Raw genomic sequence first — 18,853 nt, 5'->3', positions numbered from 1 at the left:
TCCAGTGTGCCTGGAACACCTTTAAGAAAGACTTTTTGTTTATCTATAAAACCAATAAATGTGTCCACATTTCCTGCCAATTCTTCATAGAAGTTTTTAATATTATCGGCACCTTTTCCTTTGAAATCATCACCGAGGTTGGCCACGCTTTTTAAAGATTTTTTCAAATCTACCATTTGTTCGCGGAGTTCCTGATAGTGTTTATCCCTAGTATCCATGGCACTTGTTAGTGCTTTTGCATCAAGTATCTTACCCAGAAAAAGTCACTCCCTCCAGTATTAATCATAAGGTCTATTTTACCAACACAAAACTTGTCATTGAATAGGAATATAGATACAAAAAACAACATTAGATTGATCATTAATCAATATCCTCATGCTCTTACTTCTAAAGTTTTTGTCTGCTGCTCTCTATAAGATTTAGGTTATGAGCTTTGTCATGCATTGAAACATGAAAGAAATCAACTGAATATATCTCCACTATTTAAAGAGCTGCAAGAAATGCAGGCAAAGCAATTTGCATAGTTTTGTATTCCAACCTTTATAATGAAAATATTTGATGAGTTTTATCGAGCGGAGAAGGAGAAACGGAAGCGAGAAAAGGAGACGTTAGAGAGAGGGTTTCCAAATGTATACAGACCCTTAGTGGTCTGTCCATTTAAACAACTTTAATATTTCATGAATAAAAAAAGTTGCCCCACTTCTTAGAGGGGCAACTTTTTTGAAAATCAATCTACTTTTGCTACTCGAACGACTAAGAGCCAAAATAGCGCTAAAGCGAAAATCGTTATGAAAGCCAGTACGAATAATATTTGATTAAATGGCATTCCATCAATCATTGCGGCTGTGTAGGTAATACCAATCGATACCGCGACATTCAAGATTAAATTATAAAACCCAATTGCGGTTCCCGCTTTTTCTTTTGGGATGGTATTGATACATGTATCCAGCAATGGCGCATACATGAATGCAAATGATCCTGAAAATAGCATCATTGAAATGACGAAGATGATCAGTGAACTCTCCACAAATAATGCAGGGAGAATTAAGCTAAGCGCAATTCCAATCATTGCGAATGTAATCGCTTTCTTACTACTTAATACTTTTCCAATTTTCCCCGAAAGGGCCCCGACAATAATCGCCATGACATATCCAGGAATGAGGAGCAAGGAAATGACATCCAGGTTTAATCCATACACTTTTTCAAGGAGGAACGGAAACATAAAGATATATCCTAATTGAACGGTGTAAATGACAAAAGCCGTTAAGAGTGTAAATACAAAGCGTTTATTTTTGAAAAATGAAATACTAATTAATGACTTCTCGCTTTTGCTGATATATTTGATAAACAATGCGACAGCTACGACCAACATCACGATATATATCCAATTGAAATTAGAAATAAATAACATGACAGAAGTTGCAATGACTGCTATAAGGAGTAACCCAATGTAATCGACTTGACTTCTTTTCCCTTCTTCCTTCGGCAAGTACTTCAAAATAAATGGAAGAATCAATAGCGATAACAATGGAATTAAAAAGAGTGTTGTCCAGTGTAAATATGTTGAGACGTATCCACCTGTAATGGAACCAATCACTAATGATAACGAGAAGCTACTCGTACTTAATCCTAAAAACTTCTTCTGCTCTTCTCTTGGCAAATGCTTTGATACGAAGATGACATATAAGGTTTCTGCCGCGGCTAAACCTGCCGTTTGAATAATTCTAGAAACGATGATCATCTCAAATGAATCATGAAAAAAATACCCCATGAGAGAACCGATACAAATGAAGATAATTCCCGCAGTTAGGAGCGTTCTTATACTGATGGAGTCAGACAACGAAGCATAGACGACTGCTCCGATGCCAATCACTAGACCCGCTAATGTGGCCTGCCAGCTGACAGTTGTTGCTGAAATGCCAAGATCATTGGCAATTTCTACAGAGATCAATTTAAATGAGTTGTCTATAATCAACGCAAAGACAAAAAACAATAAGATGATTGGTATTGCCTTTTTCACATTTTGACTCTGATCTGTGCGAAAGCTTTCATTCGTTGTGCCCATTCGCCCTACTTCCTCTCTAGATAGTAATTATGCTAGTTCTAATGCAATATCCATCATTTTTGTAAAAGCAGTTTGTCTTTCTTCCTGTGATGTTTGTTCATGTCTAAAGATATGATCACTAATCGTTAGAATACAAAGCGCATTCACACCTGCGTGTGCTGCATTCATATAGAGTCCGGCTGATTCCATTTCTGCACACAAAATCCCCATATCACTCCATTTTTGCAAAGCAGTCGCATCAGCATTATAAAAAATATCACTTGATAGGACATTTCCGATGTGAACTTTCTGCCCCTGTTCATCTGCTACTTTCTTCGCTTTTTCTAGTAAATCAAACGACGCTGTAATGGAATAGTTCCCCGGAAGATTATACTGATGACCGTAATTTGTATCCGTTGAAGAACCAAGCGCAAAGACAATATCATATAAGTTCAAATGGTCTTGTATAGCGCCAGCAGAACCAATGCGGATCAGATTTTTCACACCAAAGACGTGAATTAATTCCCATGAGTAGATTCCCATGCTTGCCGTTCCCATTCCAGTTCCCATCACCGAAATGCGTTTCCCTTTGAAACTACCTGTATACCCAAGCATTCCGCGAACTTCATTAAATTGTATAACATCCTCTAAATACGTCTCTGCAATAAATTTTGCACGTAGTGGATCTCCCGGCAAAAGGATTGTCTCAGCAATCTCAGCCCCATTTGGTTTAATATGTGGTGTCTCTTTGTGTTTCATTGTACTCACGATATTTCCTCCCTTTGAATGATCAATCTGTTTTACCTTTATAGAAACCCTCTACACCCCAAAAGAACACGCTTACATTTCGGTTTCAACTTTGTTGTTCATGTGTGTTGTATAGTTGTATAGATAGTCGTCTAATAGGTATGTAAAAAACTTAACACAAGAAATCTTCTTTATCAACTACTAATTTTTGGACATGAATAGTTGCAACAAAAAAACAGTGCATTTCACAAGGAAATGGCACTGTTTTTATCTCGTTGCGTTTATTTTGATTTGACTAAATTCTTTAGGTATGTAGTATTTGTTATAGACAATCGGGTATTGTTCATTTACATACACACTTTCTAATAACAAGTCACATTCTTCTCCACTTCTCATCTTATATTTTTTCGAAAACGAATTGATCGTACTGGTGCGTTTAATTTCAATTGTAGAAGAATCCGCCATTTCATATACTTTTCGTTCGAGTAAGTCCATTAACTGTTCTTCATCTTGTAAATCTAGACCTAATTCTGAAACCGCTTCAATTGCCATGAACGTGAATGAATAGGCAACAACAAGATCACCACATTTATAAAACCGCTCAAATGCAACGACAGCGGCAGCTTTTCTGTTCAACACTTGTCTTGTATATTCACTTTCCAAATCTAACCGAAAGCTTAGTTCGACATCGTCAATGTTTTCTGTATGACATTTGTAAAGTGGATTCCCAATTTTCTCTAACCCAATCGGTGTGTCCTTATTTTGCGATCCGATAATAAAATTCCCTTTTCCATGAATACTTTTAATGAGTCCATCATCTTGTAATAAGGCTAAAGCCTGCCGTAATGTCATTCTACTGACACCGTATATTTTGGCTAGTTCCGTTTCTGTCGGCAGCTTTGCATCCACTGGGAACATCCCATCCATAATTTGCTTGTACAGTTTATCATAAACATCAATGTATAACGGCTTTTTTCCTTTTTGCATACAGTCGATTTTCTCCTCCATCTATATGAAGCCTACCCTTTACAAGGTTTGCACATGATCAGTACATATATACTTTCATACATGACCACCTTCTATCAAGTTTCGGTCAGCTTCTCTCAAATCTTTTGCCTCTTTCATCAAAGGAAGCGTTCAAAATGACGACTTTCCATCTTTATCTTATGATATCGTTCTCTTTTAAAAATCGCTCAAATAGGATGTACCCTACTTTCTCAATCTCGGCATCTTCCACCTTGTACTTCCCGACTAATCTCCCTAAACCATTGTACCGCTTTTCATTCCCTTTAAATCGAATATTGTAGCTTTCGTGATCAAAAAACAAGATCCACTTTCCCGTATCAACACACTGATAAAATACAGCTTCAATATCCAAGTTATCTTCATAATACCCTACATGTACGTGCATTGTATCGTCTAATTGGAGCAAGATTGTATCCTCCTTTGAACATGATGAGGTGAAACGAACTTTTAAGTATCAATCGAGGTTATCTTGTATACTTATGTAAGTTTTTCAAAACCAACTGCTATGAGCGTGATCTTCTCACCTTGGATCTACTCTTTTTATTTACGATCGTATTCCCATTTTAAATCATTTTGTTGACGTATCATCAGTCTATCTGAAATTTTCATCAAAATATATCCAACTATATCGGCTAAATGGTAAAATTCAGTTAAAATATGTTTGTGAAAGTAGGTATACTATGGAAGTCATATTAATCAGTATTTTTTCAGCTATCCTGATATGTAGTACGGTCTTTTTTATGTTGAAGATACTCATCATCGCTTATAAGAGAAATGAGATATCACGTCTGAAATTCTTTGCTTTTTCAACGTCTTCAATTGTCATCGCGGTAATAGTGGCTTCCATATTACCCTTAGGTTATCAAAAAATATTTGATGTTATCTCATCCTTTTAATAGACCTCCCGAATCGAAGGTCTTTTATTCCCTAAATCCACAAACAATAACGTTTAACAGTGCACTTCATAAAAAAGTGCGAACCCTATCAGGTTCGCACCATACCGTCACCATTTATGATATTGATAGCTGATCAGTCCTTATTGATAACGTTTCACAGGGCGACAGCAAGGGTTCTTGAGATCACTTCCGCAATCAAATTCTTCAACAAAACACTCATTTTTAACAGATTCCGTTACGGGATAGAAGTTTTCGATTCTTGTGATGTTTCGGTTGATGTGTGTGATATGTGTTGGGTGAATTTTTCTAATCGTTCTGACATTCGTGTTTGTTTTGACAATTTGACGTGTGGGGGATACAACCGTTTCATCGTTCCCTCGACCTCGACGAGACCCAAATAAAAAATCGTCTATTCGATTTCCGCTCATATAAACACCCCTTCAGGTTGTCTTTTGACTTACACTCTATCGTATGCATCTGACGTATGAGTGATTAGATGCTTGTCTATTTTTCAAAAAATCCGCTAGAATGCGATTTTCTCCCTCTTTACAAGAGGGTAATTTTAACATATTATACAAATGATATCTTGCAAAGGAAAGGAAATAGATGAAGACAGGTCGATTGATCCTTTTATTCATGACAATATTAATATCCATTATCATTCTCCCCATCTTGTCTCCTATCTTTTTTACAAATGCGACAGAAAAAGGGGCCATCCGGCATTTCATATATCAGGAAGGGCATCCGTATCAAAGCTACTTCGCCTTGATACAAAAAAAGAATCATATCGATCCTGAATATGGCCAGCTCTATCACGTTACTTGGCAAAATTGGAAAAACGATACGGGCATGACACCTTCTGTCTGTTATGCTAAAAAGGTAGACAACAAAGAATATAACGTCAGTTGCGGCACTGCTCCGTAATATGATGATTGATTTCAATACTAGAGGTGAATGTATGAAGAACATGACAGAAACCATCGTTGAACGAAACAAATTAGACATTGCACTTGAACTGACACAGCTGCACTTACAACAATTTGAACCAAGTCATCCTGATCAGCTCAGCCGAATTTATGCGAAGTACTATGCACTTGTTGAGGTGCTAGATGGCTCCTCCTATGATGACTTAATCGATTTATTACCTGACGATCTGAAGAATGATCTTCAATAAGAAAACCATCTATCCCGAAGGATAGATGGTTTTCTTTATACACGTGCTGCCATATCGGTTTCAATTTGTTCTAAGCTTCTTCCTTTTGTTTCTACTAGAACAAAGCGGGTGAATAGTAATCCAATCAAACATATGACGCCAAATGAGGAGAAAATGACGCCGAAGCTAAATTGATCAGCCAAGATTGGGAATACGAGTCCAACCGCTAATGACCCCGTCCAGTTGAAGGCAGATGAGATGCCAGCTCCAATGCCACGTACAGAAAGCGGGAAGATTTCGCCAATGATAATCCAAGTAATCGGTGCCCACGAGAAGGCGTAGCACAAAATAAAACAGCAAAGTGAAATCAATGTCACCCAGTTTAAAATGCTGTCACTGACACCGAGTGCACCTAATGCCGCTGGCGCAAAGAAAGATAGTGCCATTCCCGTTCCCCCAACCGTCAGGATCGTACGGCGGTCAAACCGGTCAACGAATTGTAAAAAGATGACGGTCGTGACAACAAAGATGACCCCTACAATGACAGTAAAGCCTGCGGCGACCTGTGGAGCAAGCCCTACATTTCTCGCAATACTGGTTGCATAATATACGATGGAATTAGCCCCTTGAATTTGCTGAAGTGTTGCCATGCCGACACCAATAAAGAGTGCCGTTCGAAATCTCTTTTGAAATAATTCACGTATGCCTGATCGCTCTTCTTTTGCCACCTCTAAAATTTCTTGCATCTCTGCATCAATTTCGTCTTGGGAGGTGCGAAGTGACCCTAATACTTCACGCGCTTTATGCGTCATGCCATGTTTGATTAAATACCTTGGTGATTCAGGTAGTTTAAGCATGCCAATAAAGAGAACGATCGCAAATAAAGCAGCACTTCCCAGCATCCAGCGCCAGCTGTCTGGGATTGGTTCAAATACAAATGCCACGATATAACTTAGCAAAAGTCCAATCACAATCATGAGCTGATTAAGCCCAGACAATTTTCCGCGAATTTTAGCAGGTGCGATCTCAGACATGTAAGCAGGCACCAAGGATGAAGCTGTCCCTACAGCTGTTCCTAAAAAGATACGTGCAATCGTTAAGGATATTTCTTCAGGTGCAATCGCTGAGCCAATTGCCCCTACGAAAAAGATGATCGACGAGATCAAAATGAGCTTTCTACGACCAAAGCGATCTCCTAGTAAACCACTTAAAATGGAGCCAATAATTGCCCCACCCATTAAGGATGAAACGACAATCCCGAGCCATAATGGACTGAGCTGAAATTCTTCTTGAATATGTCCTTCTGCCCCTGCGATAATGCCAATATCATATCCAAATAAAATCCCTGCAAAGGACCCGAAAAAGAAGATGAATTTGCTTGTCACTTTTTTATTCAAGTTGATGCCCCCTCACTTATTAACCGCTTTCATTTCTCCCTACGATTCTACTATCAATCGTAGAATCGACTTCATCCCTATTTATAAAACGACATATTCAGCATTGACGAGTTTTGCAAAACGAACGATTTGATCTACTGTGATATTGAGAGACACGACGGTATGGTGACCCCCGCCTTGCTCTATCCACGCTTTTACCCCATCGTGGAAGGTCGGTTTGACTTTCCATAACACACGAGCGACTGGTAAATGAGGCGCTTTTTCTTGTGGCTCAAACGCTTCAATTTCTTGAATCAGCCATTTAAAATGTGTACCAAAGTCCGCAATGGATACAACCACACCCTCACCTGCTTTTCCATCAAATACGAGGCGGGCGGGATCTTCACGATTTCCAATCCCGAGCGGAGAGACGACGATGACAGGTTTTGTGTTTGCTAGGGCTGGATCCACTTCTAACATATGTGATTGCAGTATTGCTTCTTGTCCAGAGGTCATTTCATATGTGTAGTCTTCCATAAAACCTGTTGATTGATGGTGACTCATCACTTTTAATAAGCGATCAAGTGCAGCTGTCTTCCAATCCCCTTCACCTGCAAAGCCATACCCCTTTGCCATCAACCGCTGAACCGCAAGGCCTGGCAACTGCTTCATCCCATGTAAATCCTCAAAGTTTGTTGTAAAGGCGCTGTAGCCTCCCTCATCTAAGAATCGTTTGATGGCGATTTCATATCGCGCTTGCTCTTTGACACTTTGCTCCCATTCTTCAACCGTATAGGTTCCATAATCAACATCATATTGCGTGAGATACTCAGCAAATAGCGCATCAACATCCGTGTCTTTTACAGCATTTACATATTCAACTAGATCCCCTATTCCAAAATAATCAACAGTCCAGCCAAGTTGAATTTGCGCTTCAATTTTATCTCCCTCTGTCACTGCAACGTGACGCATGTTGTCACCAAATCGTGCCACCTTGATTTGAAAACTCTCATGATAGGCAGCAGCAACATCCATCCATTCGGCTATTTTTTTCTGGACATCTTGTTTCGACCAATGCCCCACCACAATTTGATTTCGTTTATGTAACCGCGCATTGATAAATCCATACTCTCTATCACCATGTGCAGATTGATGAAGATTCATATAGTTCATATCAATGGTGTCCCAAGGGATGCTTTCATAATATTGCGTGACGAAATGTAAGAGTGGCTTTTGTAGTAAAGAGGTACCGCGAATCCACATTTTTGCAGGTGAGAATGTATGCATCCACGTGATAACCCCCATGACTTCATCACGATAGTTGATTTCTTTCATTAATTTTGTGATCTGATCGGCACTAACAGCCAGTTCCTGTAGAATGATCGGATACGGGAGTAAACCGCTCTCATTTAATGCGTCTGCCATCTTCTGTGCATCTGCTTTTACTTGTTGTAGTGCCTCATCTCCATATAAATGCTGTGAACCTACGACAAACCAAAACTCTTTTTTCTGATTTGTTAACATTGAACTCCCTCTTTTCTTTAGCTTGAAGGTTTTTGTCCATAATACGCATGCGAACCATGTTTCCTTAAATAATGTTTATCTAAGATTCGTTGTGGCAGCGGCTCGGCATACTCGTTTAATTGCTTTGCCAAAAGATTCATTTTGGCGACTTCGTCTAATATGACACTGTTCATCACAGCACTCTTTGCATCTTTTCCCCATGTAAAGGGCCCATGGCCTTTTAGCAAAACCCCTGGAATCGCCATGACATCTAACGCTCTTTTTTCAAAGGTTTCAATGATGAGCCTTCCTGTTTCCACTTCATATCCACGATTCACTTCATCTTCTGTGAGAAATCGCGCACATGGAACAGCTCCATAAAATGTATCGGCATGGGTAGTGCCCATTGCGGGTAAATCAAGACCGGCCTGAGCCCATGCAGTTGCCCATGTGGAATGACTATGGGATATCCCCCCGATTTCATCAAAGTGTTTGTAAAGAACAGCATGTGTCGCTGTATCTGAAGAAGGGCTAAATGCTCCCTCAACCACCTGACCGTCAAAGTCGACAACGACCATATCTTTCGCTGTTAATTTGTCGTATTCAACGCCGCTCGGTTTAATGACAAATAAACCACTGTCACGATCACACGCACTGACATTTCCCCATGTCAATTTCACAAGTCCGTATTTTGGCAGGTCTTGATTGGCTTGAAATACTTCTTCTTTTAACCGCTCTAACAAATGGACTTCGCTCCCTTCTGTGGCACAGCCAGATGTTCCACTGCTGCTCGTTCAATCGCCAACCCCTCTTGGTAGCGCTTTAAAAACTCTTCAAACCCTTTGACATCGAGTGGATCTGGCTCGATCCGTTTTTCTGATGTGCTAACAAATACTTGTTTCGTGAGAAAGTCAGTCAATGTTTCTTGCTGTTGGTTGGACATATAAGAAGCAAGGACTGCCATTCCAAAAGCACCACCTTCTCCCGCAGTGGACACCACCGATACAGGCGTGTCTAGTGCGGCGGCCACTATTTTTTGACCAACGAGCGGTGTTTTAAATAACCCCCCATGTCCTAGTAACCGATCAATCTCGACGTTTTCGTTTTCCTTCAAACGATCCATTCCGATTTTCATCGCACCAAATGCAGAAAACAGATGAGTACGCATGAAATTAGCAAGGTTCAAGCGGCTTTCAGTGGACCTGACAAAAAGAGGCCTACCTTCTTGCACGCTCGTAATATTTTCACCAGCATAATAGCCATAGCTTAATAGTCCCCCACCGTCACGATCTGCTTCCAATGCTTGATACAGGAATACTTCGTATAATCGGTTTGGATCAACGGGCTGCCCCATGACTTCAAATGCTTCACGGAATAAACTCATCCAAGCGTTTAAGTCAGTCGTACAATTATTCGCATGGACCATCGCTACTGGCACTCCTTCTGGCGTCGTCACAATATCTACTTCCTCATAGACCCCTGCCAGATGCTGCTCTAAGACAATCATGGCGAAAACGGATGTTCCAACTGAAATATTTCCTGTTCGTTTTTCAATACTGTTTGTTGCCACCATCCCTGTTCCAGCATCTCCCTCCGGCGGGCAAAAAGGAATGCCTGACTGTAATTCTTTCTCTTGATCTAAAATGGCTGCACCTGCTTTCGATAACATGCCAGCTTCTTCACCGGCTAAATAAACACGTGGCAATAGATCCCGGAGCTTCCACGGGTATCCTTTCTCCTCCACCAGTTCATCAAATTGTTGAAGCATGGCTGCATTGTAATCCTTTATTGTTTCATCAATCGGAAACATACCAGAGGCATCACCAATGCCTATTGCCTGCCTTCCAGTTAACAGCCAATGAATATATCCAGATAAAGTGGTCATATATTCTAAGCGAAAGAGGTGTTTTTCCTCCTCTAATATGGCTTGGTATAAATGTGCAATACTCCATCTTTCAGGGATATGAAATTGGAATAATTCCGTTAATGTTTGACTTGCCTCTTTGGTCGTTGCATTCCGCCACGTTCGAAACGGGACTAACAGCTCACCAGTCTGATCACATGCGATATAGCCATGCATCATCGCCGATATGCCGATTGATCCAATCGTTCGAATGGTCACACCATACTTTTGTTTTGCTTGCTCTTTCATTCGGCGGTACGCCATTTGTAATCCGGTAATCATCTCAATTAAATTGTACGTCCACATTCCATCTTGAAGGGAGCTTTCCCATTCAAATGCGCCTTGTGCAATCGGTCGAAACTGCTCATCTATTAAAATCGCTTTAATTCGAGTTGAACCTAATTCAATGCCTAAAGATGTCCGCCCTTCATTTATGGCTCTAGCTGTCTCCTCATCATTCATTTCTCGTTCACCCCCATATTGATAACGGTTTCATTTTGTTGTCTTCATGTATCTATTTTTCATCTTGCACTTCACAATATAATATTTGTACGTACATATGTCAATAATAAATATAGTTGTACACACATAAATAAAGTGACTTTACATGGGAAAAGTGAATCTTCCTGTTTTTGATTCGACAAGCATGTTAGAATATGTCCATACAATTTCTTCTCATTCGAGTAGATGAACAACCGAGAAAGAAGTGAAACGATGAAAAAGAAGTACCAGGTGATTATTGATGATATCAAAAGCAAAATTCTAACAGGAGACTACTTGATTGGGGAACGTATTCCAACCGAATCAAACTTGCAGGACATTTATCAAGTCAGCAGACATACTGTTCGCAAAGCCATCTTGGAATTGTCGAGCGAAGGGTTTTTACGTAGTGAAAAAGGGTCAGGGACATTCGTTACCAATCAATATCAAACAAAACCTGCTGGCCATGCACATCTGAAAACCATTGGCGTGATCACAACATACATATCCGATTACATTTTCCCTTCCATCATTAGAGGCATTGAAAGCCGTTTGAACGAAGAAAACTATTCCCTGTTGCTAGCTAGTACCAATAATGATGTAGAGCAGGAAAAAAAGGCTTTAGAAATGATGCTTTCTTTTGGTGTAGATGGGTTAATTGTTGAGCCAACAAAAAGTAATTTATATAACCCGAACATCTCGTATTATCTATCTTTCAAAGAACAGGACGTACCGCTGATTATGATCAATGCCTATTACGAGCAGTTAGACGTTCCTTTTCTCTGTTTAGATGATGTGAAATCCAGTTATTTGGCTACCCAAGCGCTGATAACCGCTGGACACAAAGAGATCGGACTCATTTCAAAGACAGATGATTTACAGGGGAAGTATCGAATGAAAGGATATATTCAAGCGCTCGGAGAAGCCAAACTCAATTTCCAGCCAGAGCATGTTCTCTTTTTTGACACCGAATCGAAGCAACATCTGGGTGAGAACATTAAAACTTTCCTATTGGCACATCACCATGAACTGACTGCACTTGTTTGCTATAACGATGAGGTTGGGTTAGAAGTCGCCAATGTATGCAGCAAGCTCGGTCTTTCAATCCCTGATGACCTATCGATTATCGGGCAGGACAATTCATATATTGCACAAAAAAATGCCCATGTGAAACTCACAACACTCACACACCCTCAGGAGCAAATGGGCCGTGATGCAGCAGACTGGATGATCCAGAGAGTGCAAGGAAAAAAACACCTACCTGACCAAACATACTACGAACCCGAATTTGTGCCTGGCGATACGATCAAACAAGTGAATGCAAGAAAAAAATGAGCCTTCTTAAAGTAGGCTCATTTCATGTTAGAATCGTTCGTTTTTAAAAACGGATTCATGATATCGTATGCGATTTGTTTAGGAGAGTATTGAAACAATCCATCGCGATAGTTGGATAAAACAACCACACCTGTTTTTGTTTTTGAATGGAACCCCATAAAACTGGAAAAGCCAACTGTCGAACCATTGTGCCAAATCAATCCACTGTCATCAATGACCCAGCCGAGCCCCATGGACATATTTTTGCCTATTTTGACCCGTGGTTCATGCGTCATTTTCCAAGGTGATTCATCGTCTGCCTCAAGGTGTGCCGATAGAAATACAAGTAAATCTGAGATACTTGAGCGAATGGCACCAGCTCCTTGAAAATCGATCATCTGAATTGGAGGAGCTACTTTTCCGTTTGCTCGATGACCTTCTATGGCTTGATCTTTCATTTCATCTGTCATCGTGACAAAAGTTTGCGTGAGGTTCAGTTCGTCCACTATATATTCCTTGAGCAGTTGTTCATATGTTTGATTGAGAGACCATCCCATCACTAAACCAAGTAGCCCCATCCCTATGTTGGAGTACTTTGGTAGAAACTGTTTTGGTTGATTCCACTTTTTCTTGTGTAGCAATTTTATTAATTCATCGATTGAATATTGACAGTATCTATCTCTTTTGACTTTAGGTAGGAACAATAATTGTAGGTTTCTTATAGGATAATAAGAAGGTAGACCAGATGTGTGTGTAGCTAGCTGCTCGATTTGAATGGGGTGATTAGGTCTAACTTGAGAACAATAGAGAGAAATTGAATCGTCTAATGCCATCTGCTTTCTTTGAATCATTTTGGCTAACATGCTTGTCGTGAACACTTTCGAAATGGAACCAATTTCAAACATGACATCCTCTGATTTCATTCGTTGTTGAATAGGGTGATCCCCAAAGCCAAATACATGTGTCTCACCGTCGTGAATAAGACCAATGACAAGCAATGCATCTTTCTTGTTCTTTATATAAGCAGAACCAATTTGCTGAACTTCTTCTTGCATCGTGACCATTGAATCTTCATCCTTCCCCTTCGTGATCAAGCTCGATCAACTGATCAAGCTTTAAATAGGTGGATTTTAATGTGTATATCTCATCAAGCGTTAATTTTGAATAATATTTATCGATAATCGACTGTTCTATTTTTCTCATATTCTCTAAATACATGTTTGCCTTTTCTGACAGGTCAATATGCAATTCTCGTCGATTGTGAGGGTTTATGCGGCGGTTGATCCATTCTTTTTTTTCCAGCGTATTTAATAATTGGCTGACTGCACTTTGGGTAATGCCTAACTGCTGGGCAATTTGAATGGGCGAACTCCCCTCTTTTCTTTGAATAACATCAAGTACAATCTGCTGCTTATCAGTTAATTCATCTACAAATAATTGTTCAAACTCCAAACGGAGCTTTTGGTGAATGCGCGATTCTATCTCGTTAATTTCCTGTATAACGGTTGTTTTAGATCCCACGTTTATCACCTCTATAATGAAGTTACCTTAATTATAAAGTGATCTTAATATCAAAACAACAAAAAATCCCTATATTTTCAAATATAGGGATTTGTCTATTAATTCTCTGTTGTTGGTGGTGCGGCACAAGCGCCATCTACACAAGCGGCTTCTATAGACTGGTCGTTTGATCGCACAGCTTGCTCTTCTTCAGCCCAAGCTGTTTCAAGTGTCTGAAGGAATAAATGGGCTGGTTGTGCTCCCTTGATCGAATACTTGCCATTGATGACGAAAAAGGGAACAGCAGAAATCCCAAGCTCTCTCGCTTCTTTCTCGTCTTGTCGAACCGCTTCTGCAAGCGCTTGTTCATCTAAGACATGTTTGACTTCTTCCAGATCAAGATCGGCTTTTTTCGCTATTTCTAAGAGCGTGTTTTGATCGCCAACATGCTTCCCATCGGTAAAATATGCTTTAAATAGCTCTCCCATGACGAGATGACCTTTTCCTTTTTTGCTCGCATATTGCGCCAATTGATGGGCATCAAATGTGTTGGTAAGCACGAGCGGATCGAATTGAAAATCAATTCCTTTCTCTTTACCTGCCTGCTTCACCTGCTCATTCATCGAAATGGCTTGACTACGACTCATGCCATATTTTTTGGCAAGCATATCATGCACATCATCATCGACTTGCACTGGGGCATGCGGATCAAGCTCAAAGCTTTTAAACTCCACTTCAACCTGATCCTTTTGCGGAAATTCTAGAAGCGCTGATTCCAGTTGTTTTTTTCCTATATAACAGAAGGGACAGGCAATATCTGACCAAATTTGTACTTTCAATGTCATCTTCCTCTCGTTGTCCTCATTTTCACTCCAAAGATGTAACTATTATAGTTACATTAAATCACTTATGTCAAGTAAACGAAAAAAGCCTTTCCTCAAATAAAGGAAAGGCTTTTGAACAAGCTATTCTAAATTCGCATGATGACCGTACATCATATGAGTGTCCATCTCTTTTACTTCCATCAAACGTAAAATGGTCGCATCGTACATCAGTAACAGAGACTGCTCAAATAGAGAACCCATTGGCTGAATGGTTTGATGGCTTCCTTCGTTTTGATCTTTTGGTGCACCGGATAGTAAGATAACGATATCCGATAGATCAGCGATCGGCGACTCAAGTGAAAGAGTGAGAGCTGCTATGGTTCCACCAATCGCTCTCGCTTTTTTCGTGAGTACATGCAATGTCTCTGTTTTACCAGAGCCACTCCCGACAATCAAAAGATCCTGTTCTGTAAAGGAAGGCGTATTCGTTTCGCCGATCACATAGGCGTCGATGCCGATATGAGTGAGCCTCATTGCAAACGATTTTCCCATCAAACCTGATCTGCCTGCACCTGCAACGAAGACCTTTCGCGCTGATAAAATGCTTGTGACAAGCCGCTCCGCTTCTTCATCTTGAAAAGCTAACGGGTGCGCCGAAAGCTCGCTTAGAATGGCTTTCACATACTCACTGGTCTTCATGATTGTGTGATCAACTGCTTCATTTGTGCGGCAACTTCTGCTTTATTCTCTTGCGTTGCAATTCCTCCGCCCACAATGATCAAATCAGGATTTAATTTTACAACTTCAGGCAACGTATCAAGCTTAATTCCGCCAGCAATGGCTGTTTTCGCCTGTTTGACAACTTGTTTAATTGTTAAGAGGTCTTCAAACGAGTTTTGACCGACAGCTTGGAGGTCATAGCCTGTGTGCACACAAATGTAATCGACACCAAGCTCATCCAGCTCTTTTGCACGGCCTGCGATATCTTTAATCCCAATCATATCGACCAAAATTTCTTTACCTCTTGCTTTCGCTTCTTTCACGGCGCCTTGAATGGACATATCTTCTGCCGCCGCAAGAATCGTCACGATATCTGCTCCAGCTTCTGAAGCCTGCTGTACTTCATAACTAGCCGCATCCATGATTTTCAAGTCAGCGAGCACTCGTAAATTCGGAAATGCCTGTTTGACTTCTTTCACAGCACGAAGCCCTTCATTGATTACAACAGGTGTACCAATTTCAACGACATCAATGTATGCTTCTACTTCTTTAATGAGTTCAATGGCTTCTGGTATATTGACTAAATCTAATGCTAATTGTAATTTCATCAAATTCCACTCCTGTTCAGTTATCTCATCTTCAAGAGCTCCGCGGATACTTGCATCTTGAATCTCCCTTGCATGAACTGAGTATAACAGTAGGAATCGAGCAATCCTAGTACGCACTTTTTTTATACATACTATACTTTTCTGCATATGGTGACAAAAAAGATACTGTCTTTCGACCAGTATCTTTCGTAGGTATTTCTATTTATCATCCTTTAAAAAATTGCTGTCGAGGTAATGTTTTCCCCAATCATACATCGCCTCTAAAATCGGCATTAAGCTTACTCCCAGTTCTGTGAGAGAATACTCAACCTTTGGCGGAACGACGGGATAAACCTCCCGGTGCACAATGTGATCTTCCTCTAGTTCTCTTAGTTGGTTGACAAGCATTCTTTGCGTAATCCCTGGCATTAATGATTTTAACTCACCGAAACGTTTTGTCCCCTCTCTGCCAAGATGCCATAAAATCAACATTTTCCACTTACCACCAATAATATTCAATGTCAATTCTTTCTCGCAATTGAACACTTTATTTTCCATACGTGCTGACAACAACATACACTCCTTTGATAAAAAACCATTTACCGATTATCATATACTGCGGCGAAAGGGATTGTCGAGCATACGGGCTTCGTTATGAATTGTGCCTATTTACAAAAGTCATGACTGCCTTTGTCATTTCCTTCGCTTCCTTTGGCGCACGATCTGATCCAAACCACTTATTCAGATCACTATGATTCAGTGTATGGATGCGAAAAACGTATCCATTCCCTTTCTCTTGGTTCAGTTCTTCAGCAAATCGGTACACTTCGGGGTTTTCCCATCTTGTGACTAAATAAACAGGTGGTACATTGGGTTGATTCATATAAGTAATCGGTGAAGCTTTTGTCCAGCTCTCTTCTTGTTTACCAAACACTTTTTGATAAGATGGAATCGCTTGTATAAATTGATTGATGTTTAAAGGACCATCTAAAATAACGATGGATTTGATGTTTTTTGGCGACAGCCCCACACGTTTTAAATAGGTCGAATCAGTGGCAACCAATGCCGTTAAATGACCGCCTGCCGAGTGACCCATGACATTGATTTTCGAAGGATCGATTTGATACTGATCCGCATGGTCCTTGACCCATTTAATAGCCGATGCTGTATCATCTGCCATCTGCTCAACCTTGGCATCTGGGTGAAGCCGGTAATTCATCGAAACAAACACATATCCCTGATCGGTAAAATAATCGGCCTTTGAAGAAACTCTGTTCTTATCACCGCCTGTCCATCCGCCTCCATGTAGGTAAATCATGACAGGATATCTTTTCTGTTTCTTTTCGTTTTGATCCTTTGGCATGTACATATCGAGGGTTTGGTGTTTGTTTTTGGTGTCAGTATAATGGATGTTCGTCATCGGCTGAGATTGATTTAATCGGAAAACAAAGAACGCACAGATCAATAAACCCACGATGACGGCTCCAAAAATAAGCCATTTCATGATTCGTTTCAATGTCATTGCACCTTTCTGTGATGGGAAATTACACTGATTGATTTACTCATCTATCAGTGTATTCATTTGAAATGATCAAATAGATAAAAAATGCGCTTTATAGTGAATAATATACTATAAAGCGCATTCTAGATACCAATATTTGTGTACTCTCATTCTCCAAACATATTGAAATAGCAATGTTCTATATCATTTTCTTATCTGTTAATAAGTTCGGTTGCTTTTTTCAATCTCTAACAATAAACGTTCTCCATACATAATGATTTGATGTTGAACGGGATCCCCTAGCACTCCCCAACCCAAATCCAACTGAAAGAAGAAACGATAATCGCCATCAGGATAAGGTGGAATTAACCACTCTCCAAATTCATCTTTTTCCATTGCCAAATGTGGTGAAAAAGAATAGCCTGGGTGTTGCCACTCCAAAGCATATATACGTTCATTGGTATCAGTGCATTTTTTAAAAAAGTTTAACATAATACACTCGAATTCTTCTAAGTCATTTAAATTATACCTCGTATGTTGATCGCTCATTTTCATATAAAACCTTTTGTATGGTTTTGGAGGTTTTATTTTTGCGATTTTACTACCAGGAGTCCACTTTATTTTTTTATGAACAATATTCCACAATTCTTCATTTTGATGATCAGTTAAGAGAGTCCAGTTCATTTCTTCACCTTCTTCTATCATACACTTTCCTATTATCACTATATAAATAGTCATCCTTTATGTAGATCAACCACCACGATTCACTCGAAATCACTAGAGTACTTGAAAAGCTTGTTGGTTAGCTGATTGATATAGGATCAATCCTCCAAGAAGTTATTGGATAAGTGCAATAATTCGTTTTCTAGTTTCTTCATGGTAATGGATATAAGCATCTAATAAAGGATACGATTCTAGGATGTGTTGAAACGCTTTGATTTGTGGATATTCCTCTTCAAATGGCTGAAGCAGCACCTTTAAATGTCTTTTCGGTATTCGTTTGTTTTCTATGACACGACTTAAGCTCCCTGTAACAAGTGCGAAAAATTGATAGAGTTCACCGGAGCAGATGCCCGTTTCCTCCTCAAAAGACAGAATATCTTCAGGGTATTCTGAGTGCCACAAGTATTGATAACGTTGTTTTAGATCATCAAATAAGCTTTGTTTGTCTTGGCTCATGTTCATAGCTTCTTTATACCTTTCTCTCAATTGTCATTAGAATGATCCATTCTCAATATACTGACGTCATGTTTTTCATAATCGTATACTAATGTAAACA

Annotated in this window: 22 protein-coding genes; 3 read left to right on the top strand and 19 right to left on the bottom strand. The window is 39.8% G+C overall.

Translation table 11 applies throughout. From position 1 onward, the window contains the following. The 6 genes from AB1K80_RS04890 to AB1K80_RS04865 form a co-directional block, all read right to left on the bottom strand. The coding region (locus AB1K80_RS04890) for a T7SS effector LXG polymorphic toxin (RefSeq protein ID WP_412855503.1) at window positions 1-257 on the bottom strand (257 nt) is incomplete at its 3' end. Between the two features lie 470 nt (window positions 258-727). Further along, window positions 728-2,065, bottom strand: coding sequence for an MFS transporter (locus AB1K80_RS04885; RefSeq protein ID WP_412855498.1), 1,338 nt, complete (start codon window positions 2,063-2,065; stop codon window positions 728-730). 27 nt (window positions 2,066-2,092) lie between these two features. After that, the gene (gene deoD / locus AB1K80_RS04880; RefSeq protein WP_412855502.1) at window positions 2,093-2,803 is read right to left on the bottom strand and encodes a purine-nucleoside phosphorylase; all 711 of its coding nucleotides are present in this window, start codon (window positions 2,801-2,803) and stop codon (window positions 2,093-2,095) included. Between the two features lie 255 nt (window positions 2,804-3,058). Then, window positions 3,059-3,799, bottom strand: coding sequence for a GntR family transcriptional regulator (locus tag AB1K80_RS04875; RefSeq protein ID WP_412855497.1), 741 nt, complete (start codon window positions 3,797-3,799; stop codon window positions 3,059-3,061). 151 nt (window positions 3,800-3,950) lie between these two features. Further along, complete coding sequence (locus AB1K80_RS04870) at window positions 3,951-4,223, bottom strand: DUF3986 family protein (protein ID WP_412855496.1); 273 nt, start codon at window positions 4,221-4,223, stop codon at window positions 3,951-3,953. A 630-nt stretch (window positions 4,224-4,853) separates the two neighbouring features. Then, on the bottom strand, window positions 4,854-5,141 hold the full coding sequence (locus AB1K80_RS04865) for a spore coat protein (protein WP_412855495.1): 288 nt from the start codon (window positions 5,139-5,141) through the stop codon (window positions 4,854-4,856). A 178-nt stretch (window positions 5,142-5,319) separates the two neighbouring features. On the opposite strand from AB1K80_RS04865, the gene AB1K80_RS04860 reads away from it, so the two are divergent. Together AB1K80_RS04860 and AB1K80_RS04855 are read left to right on the top strand one after the other, a co-directional pair. Next, complete coding sequence (locus AB1K80_RS04860) at window positions 5,320-5,637, top strand: hypothetical protein (RefSeq protein WP_412855494.1); 318 nt, start codon at window positions 5,320-5,322, stop codon at window positions 5,635-5,637. A 34-nt stretch (window positions 5,638-5,671) separates the two neighbouring features. Next, entirely contained in the window at window positions 5,672-5,887 is a 216-nt protein-coding gene (locus tag AB1K80_RS04855) for a hypothetical protein (RefSeq protein WP_412855493.1), read from the top strand. Window positions 5,888-5,922: 35 nt separating this feature from the next. Here AB1K80_RS04855 and AB1K80_RS04850 read toward each other — a convergent pair whose 3' ends face one another. The 4 genes from AB1K80_RS04850 to AB1K80_RS04835 all read right to left on the bottom strand — a co-directional run bounded on the left by AB1K80_RS04850 (window position 5,923) and on the right by AB1K80_RS04835 (window position 11,110). After that, window positions 5,923-7,263 carry a sugar porter family MFS transporter gene (locus tag AB1K80_RS04850; protein WP_412855492.1) on the bottom strand — a complete coding sequence of 447 codons (1,341 nt, stop codon included), beginning with the start codon at window positions 7,261-7,263 and terminating at the stop codon, window positions 5,923-5,925. Window positions 7,264-7,344: 81 nt separating this feature from the next. After that, entirely contained in the window at window positions 7,345-8,766 is a 1,422-nt protein-coding gene (gene araA, locus AB1K80_RS04845; protein ID WP_412855491.1) for an L-arabinose isomerase, read from the bottom strand. Between the two features lie 17 nt (window positions 8,767-8,783). Then, the gene (locus tag AB1K80_RS04840) at window positions 8,784-9,488 is read right to left on the bottom strand and encodes an L-ribulose-5-phosphate 4-epimerase (protein ID WP_412855490.1); all 705 of its coding nucleotides are present in this window, start codon (window positions 9,486-9,488) and stop codon (window positions 8,784-8,786) included. Continuing rightward, window positions 9,482-11,110, bottom strand: coding sequence for a xylulokinase (locus tag AB1K80_RS04835; RefSeq protein WP_412855489.1), 1,629 nt, complete (start codon window positions 11,108-11,110; stop codon window positions 9,482-9,484). Before AB1K80_RS04835 ends, AB1K80_RS04840 begins: the two co-directional genes overlap by 7 nt. Window positions 11,111-11,362: 252 nt before the next feature. Here AB1K80_RS04835 and AB1K80_RS04830 point away from each other — a divergent pair, with 252 nt between their 5' ends. After that, the gene (locus tag AB1K80_RS04830) at window positions 11,363-12,463 is read left to right on the top strand and encodes a GntR family transcriptional regulator (RefSeq protein ID WP_412855488.1); all 1,101 of its coding nucleotides are present in this window, start codon (window positions 11,363-11,365) and stop codon (window positions 12,461-12,463) included. 17 nt (window positions 12,464-12,480) lie between these two features. On the opposite strand, the gene AB1K80_RS04825 is transcribed toward AB1K80_RS04830, so the two are convergent. The 9 genes from AB1K80_RS04825 to AB1K80_RS04785 all read right to left on the bottom strand — a co-directional run bounded on the left by AB1K80_RS04825 (window position 12,481) and on the right by AB1K80_RS04785 (window position 18,753). Beyond that, window positions 12,481-13,506: a serine hydrolase domain-containing protein gene (locus AB1K80_RS04825; protein WP_412855487.1), complete on the bottom strand. Its 1,026-nt coding sequence runs from the start codon at window positions 13,504-13,506 to the stop codon at window positions 12,481-12,483. Between the two features lie 7 nt (window positions 13,507-13,513). Then, a complete protein-coding gene (locus AB1K80_RS04820; RefSeq protein WP_412855486.1) occupies window positions 13,514-13,963 on the bottom strand; it encodes a MarR family winged helix-turn-helix transcriptional regulator in 450 nt (149 codons plus the stop codon). 98 nt (window positions 13,964-14,061) lie between these two features. Beyond that, on the bottom strand, window positions 14,062-14,781 hold the full coding sequence (locus tag AB1K80_RS04815) for a DsbA family protein (protein ID WP_412855485.1): 720 nt from the start codon (window positions 14,779-14,781) through the stop codon (window positions 14,062-14,064). Window positions 14,782-14,907: 126 nt separating this feature from the next. Beyond that, window positions 14,908-15,465, bottom strand: coding sequence for a 6-phospho-3-hexuloisomerase (gene hxlB / locus AB1K80_RS04810; RefSeq protein ID WP_412855483.1), 558 nt, complete (start codon window positions 15,463-15,465; stop codon window positions 14,908-14,910). Further along, complete coding sequence (hxlA, locus tag AB1K80_RS04805) at window positions 15,462-16,094, bottom strand: 3-hexulose-6-phosphate synthase (RefSeq protein WP_412855482.1); 633 nt, start codon at window positions 16,092-16,094, stop codon at window positions 15,462-15,464. The genes hxlB and hxlA overlap by 4 nt, the downstream gene beginning before the upstream one ends. A 198-nt stretch (window positions 16,095-16,292) precedes the next feature. Then, a complete protein-coding gene (locus AB1K80_RS04800) occupies window positions 16,293-16,649 on the bottom strand; it encodes a winged helix-turn-helix transcriptional regulator (protein WP_412855481.1) in 357 nt (118 codons plus the stop codon). Window positions 16,650-16,725: 76 nt separating this feature from the next. Continuing rightward, a complete protein-coding gene (locus tag AB1K80_RS04795; protein ID WP_412855480.1) occupies window positions 16,726-17,595 on the bottom strand; it encodes an alpha/beta hydrolase in 870 nt (289 codons plus the stop codon). A gap of 198 nt (window positions 17,596-17,793) precedes the next feature. Beyond that, window positions 17,794-18,279 carry a DUF2716 domain-containing protein gene (locus tag AB1K80_RS04790; protein ID WP_412855479.1) on the bottom strand — a complete coding sequence of 162 codons (486 nt, stop codon included), beginning with the start codon at window positions 18,277-18,279 and terminating at the stop codon, window positions 17,794-17,796. 132 nt (window positions 18,280-18,411) lie between these two features. After that, entirely contained in the window at window positions 18,412-18,753 is a 342-nt protein-coding gene (locus tag AB1K80_RS04785) for a YxiJ family protein (RefSeq protein WP_412855478.1), read from the bottom strand. Window positions 18,754-18,853 lie beyond the last annotated feature (100 nt).

It is taken from the genome of Bacillus sp. 179-C3.3 HS, assembly GCF_047229225.1.
GTDB lineage: Bacteria > Bacillota > Bacilli > Bacillales > Bacillaceae > Bacillus.
This window is presented reverse-complemented; position numbering and strand designations above follow the sequence as displayed.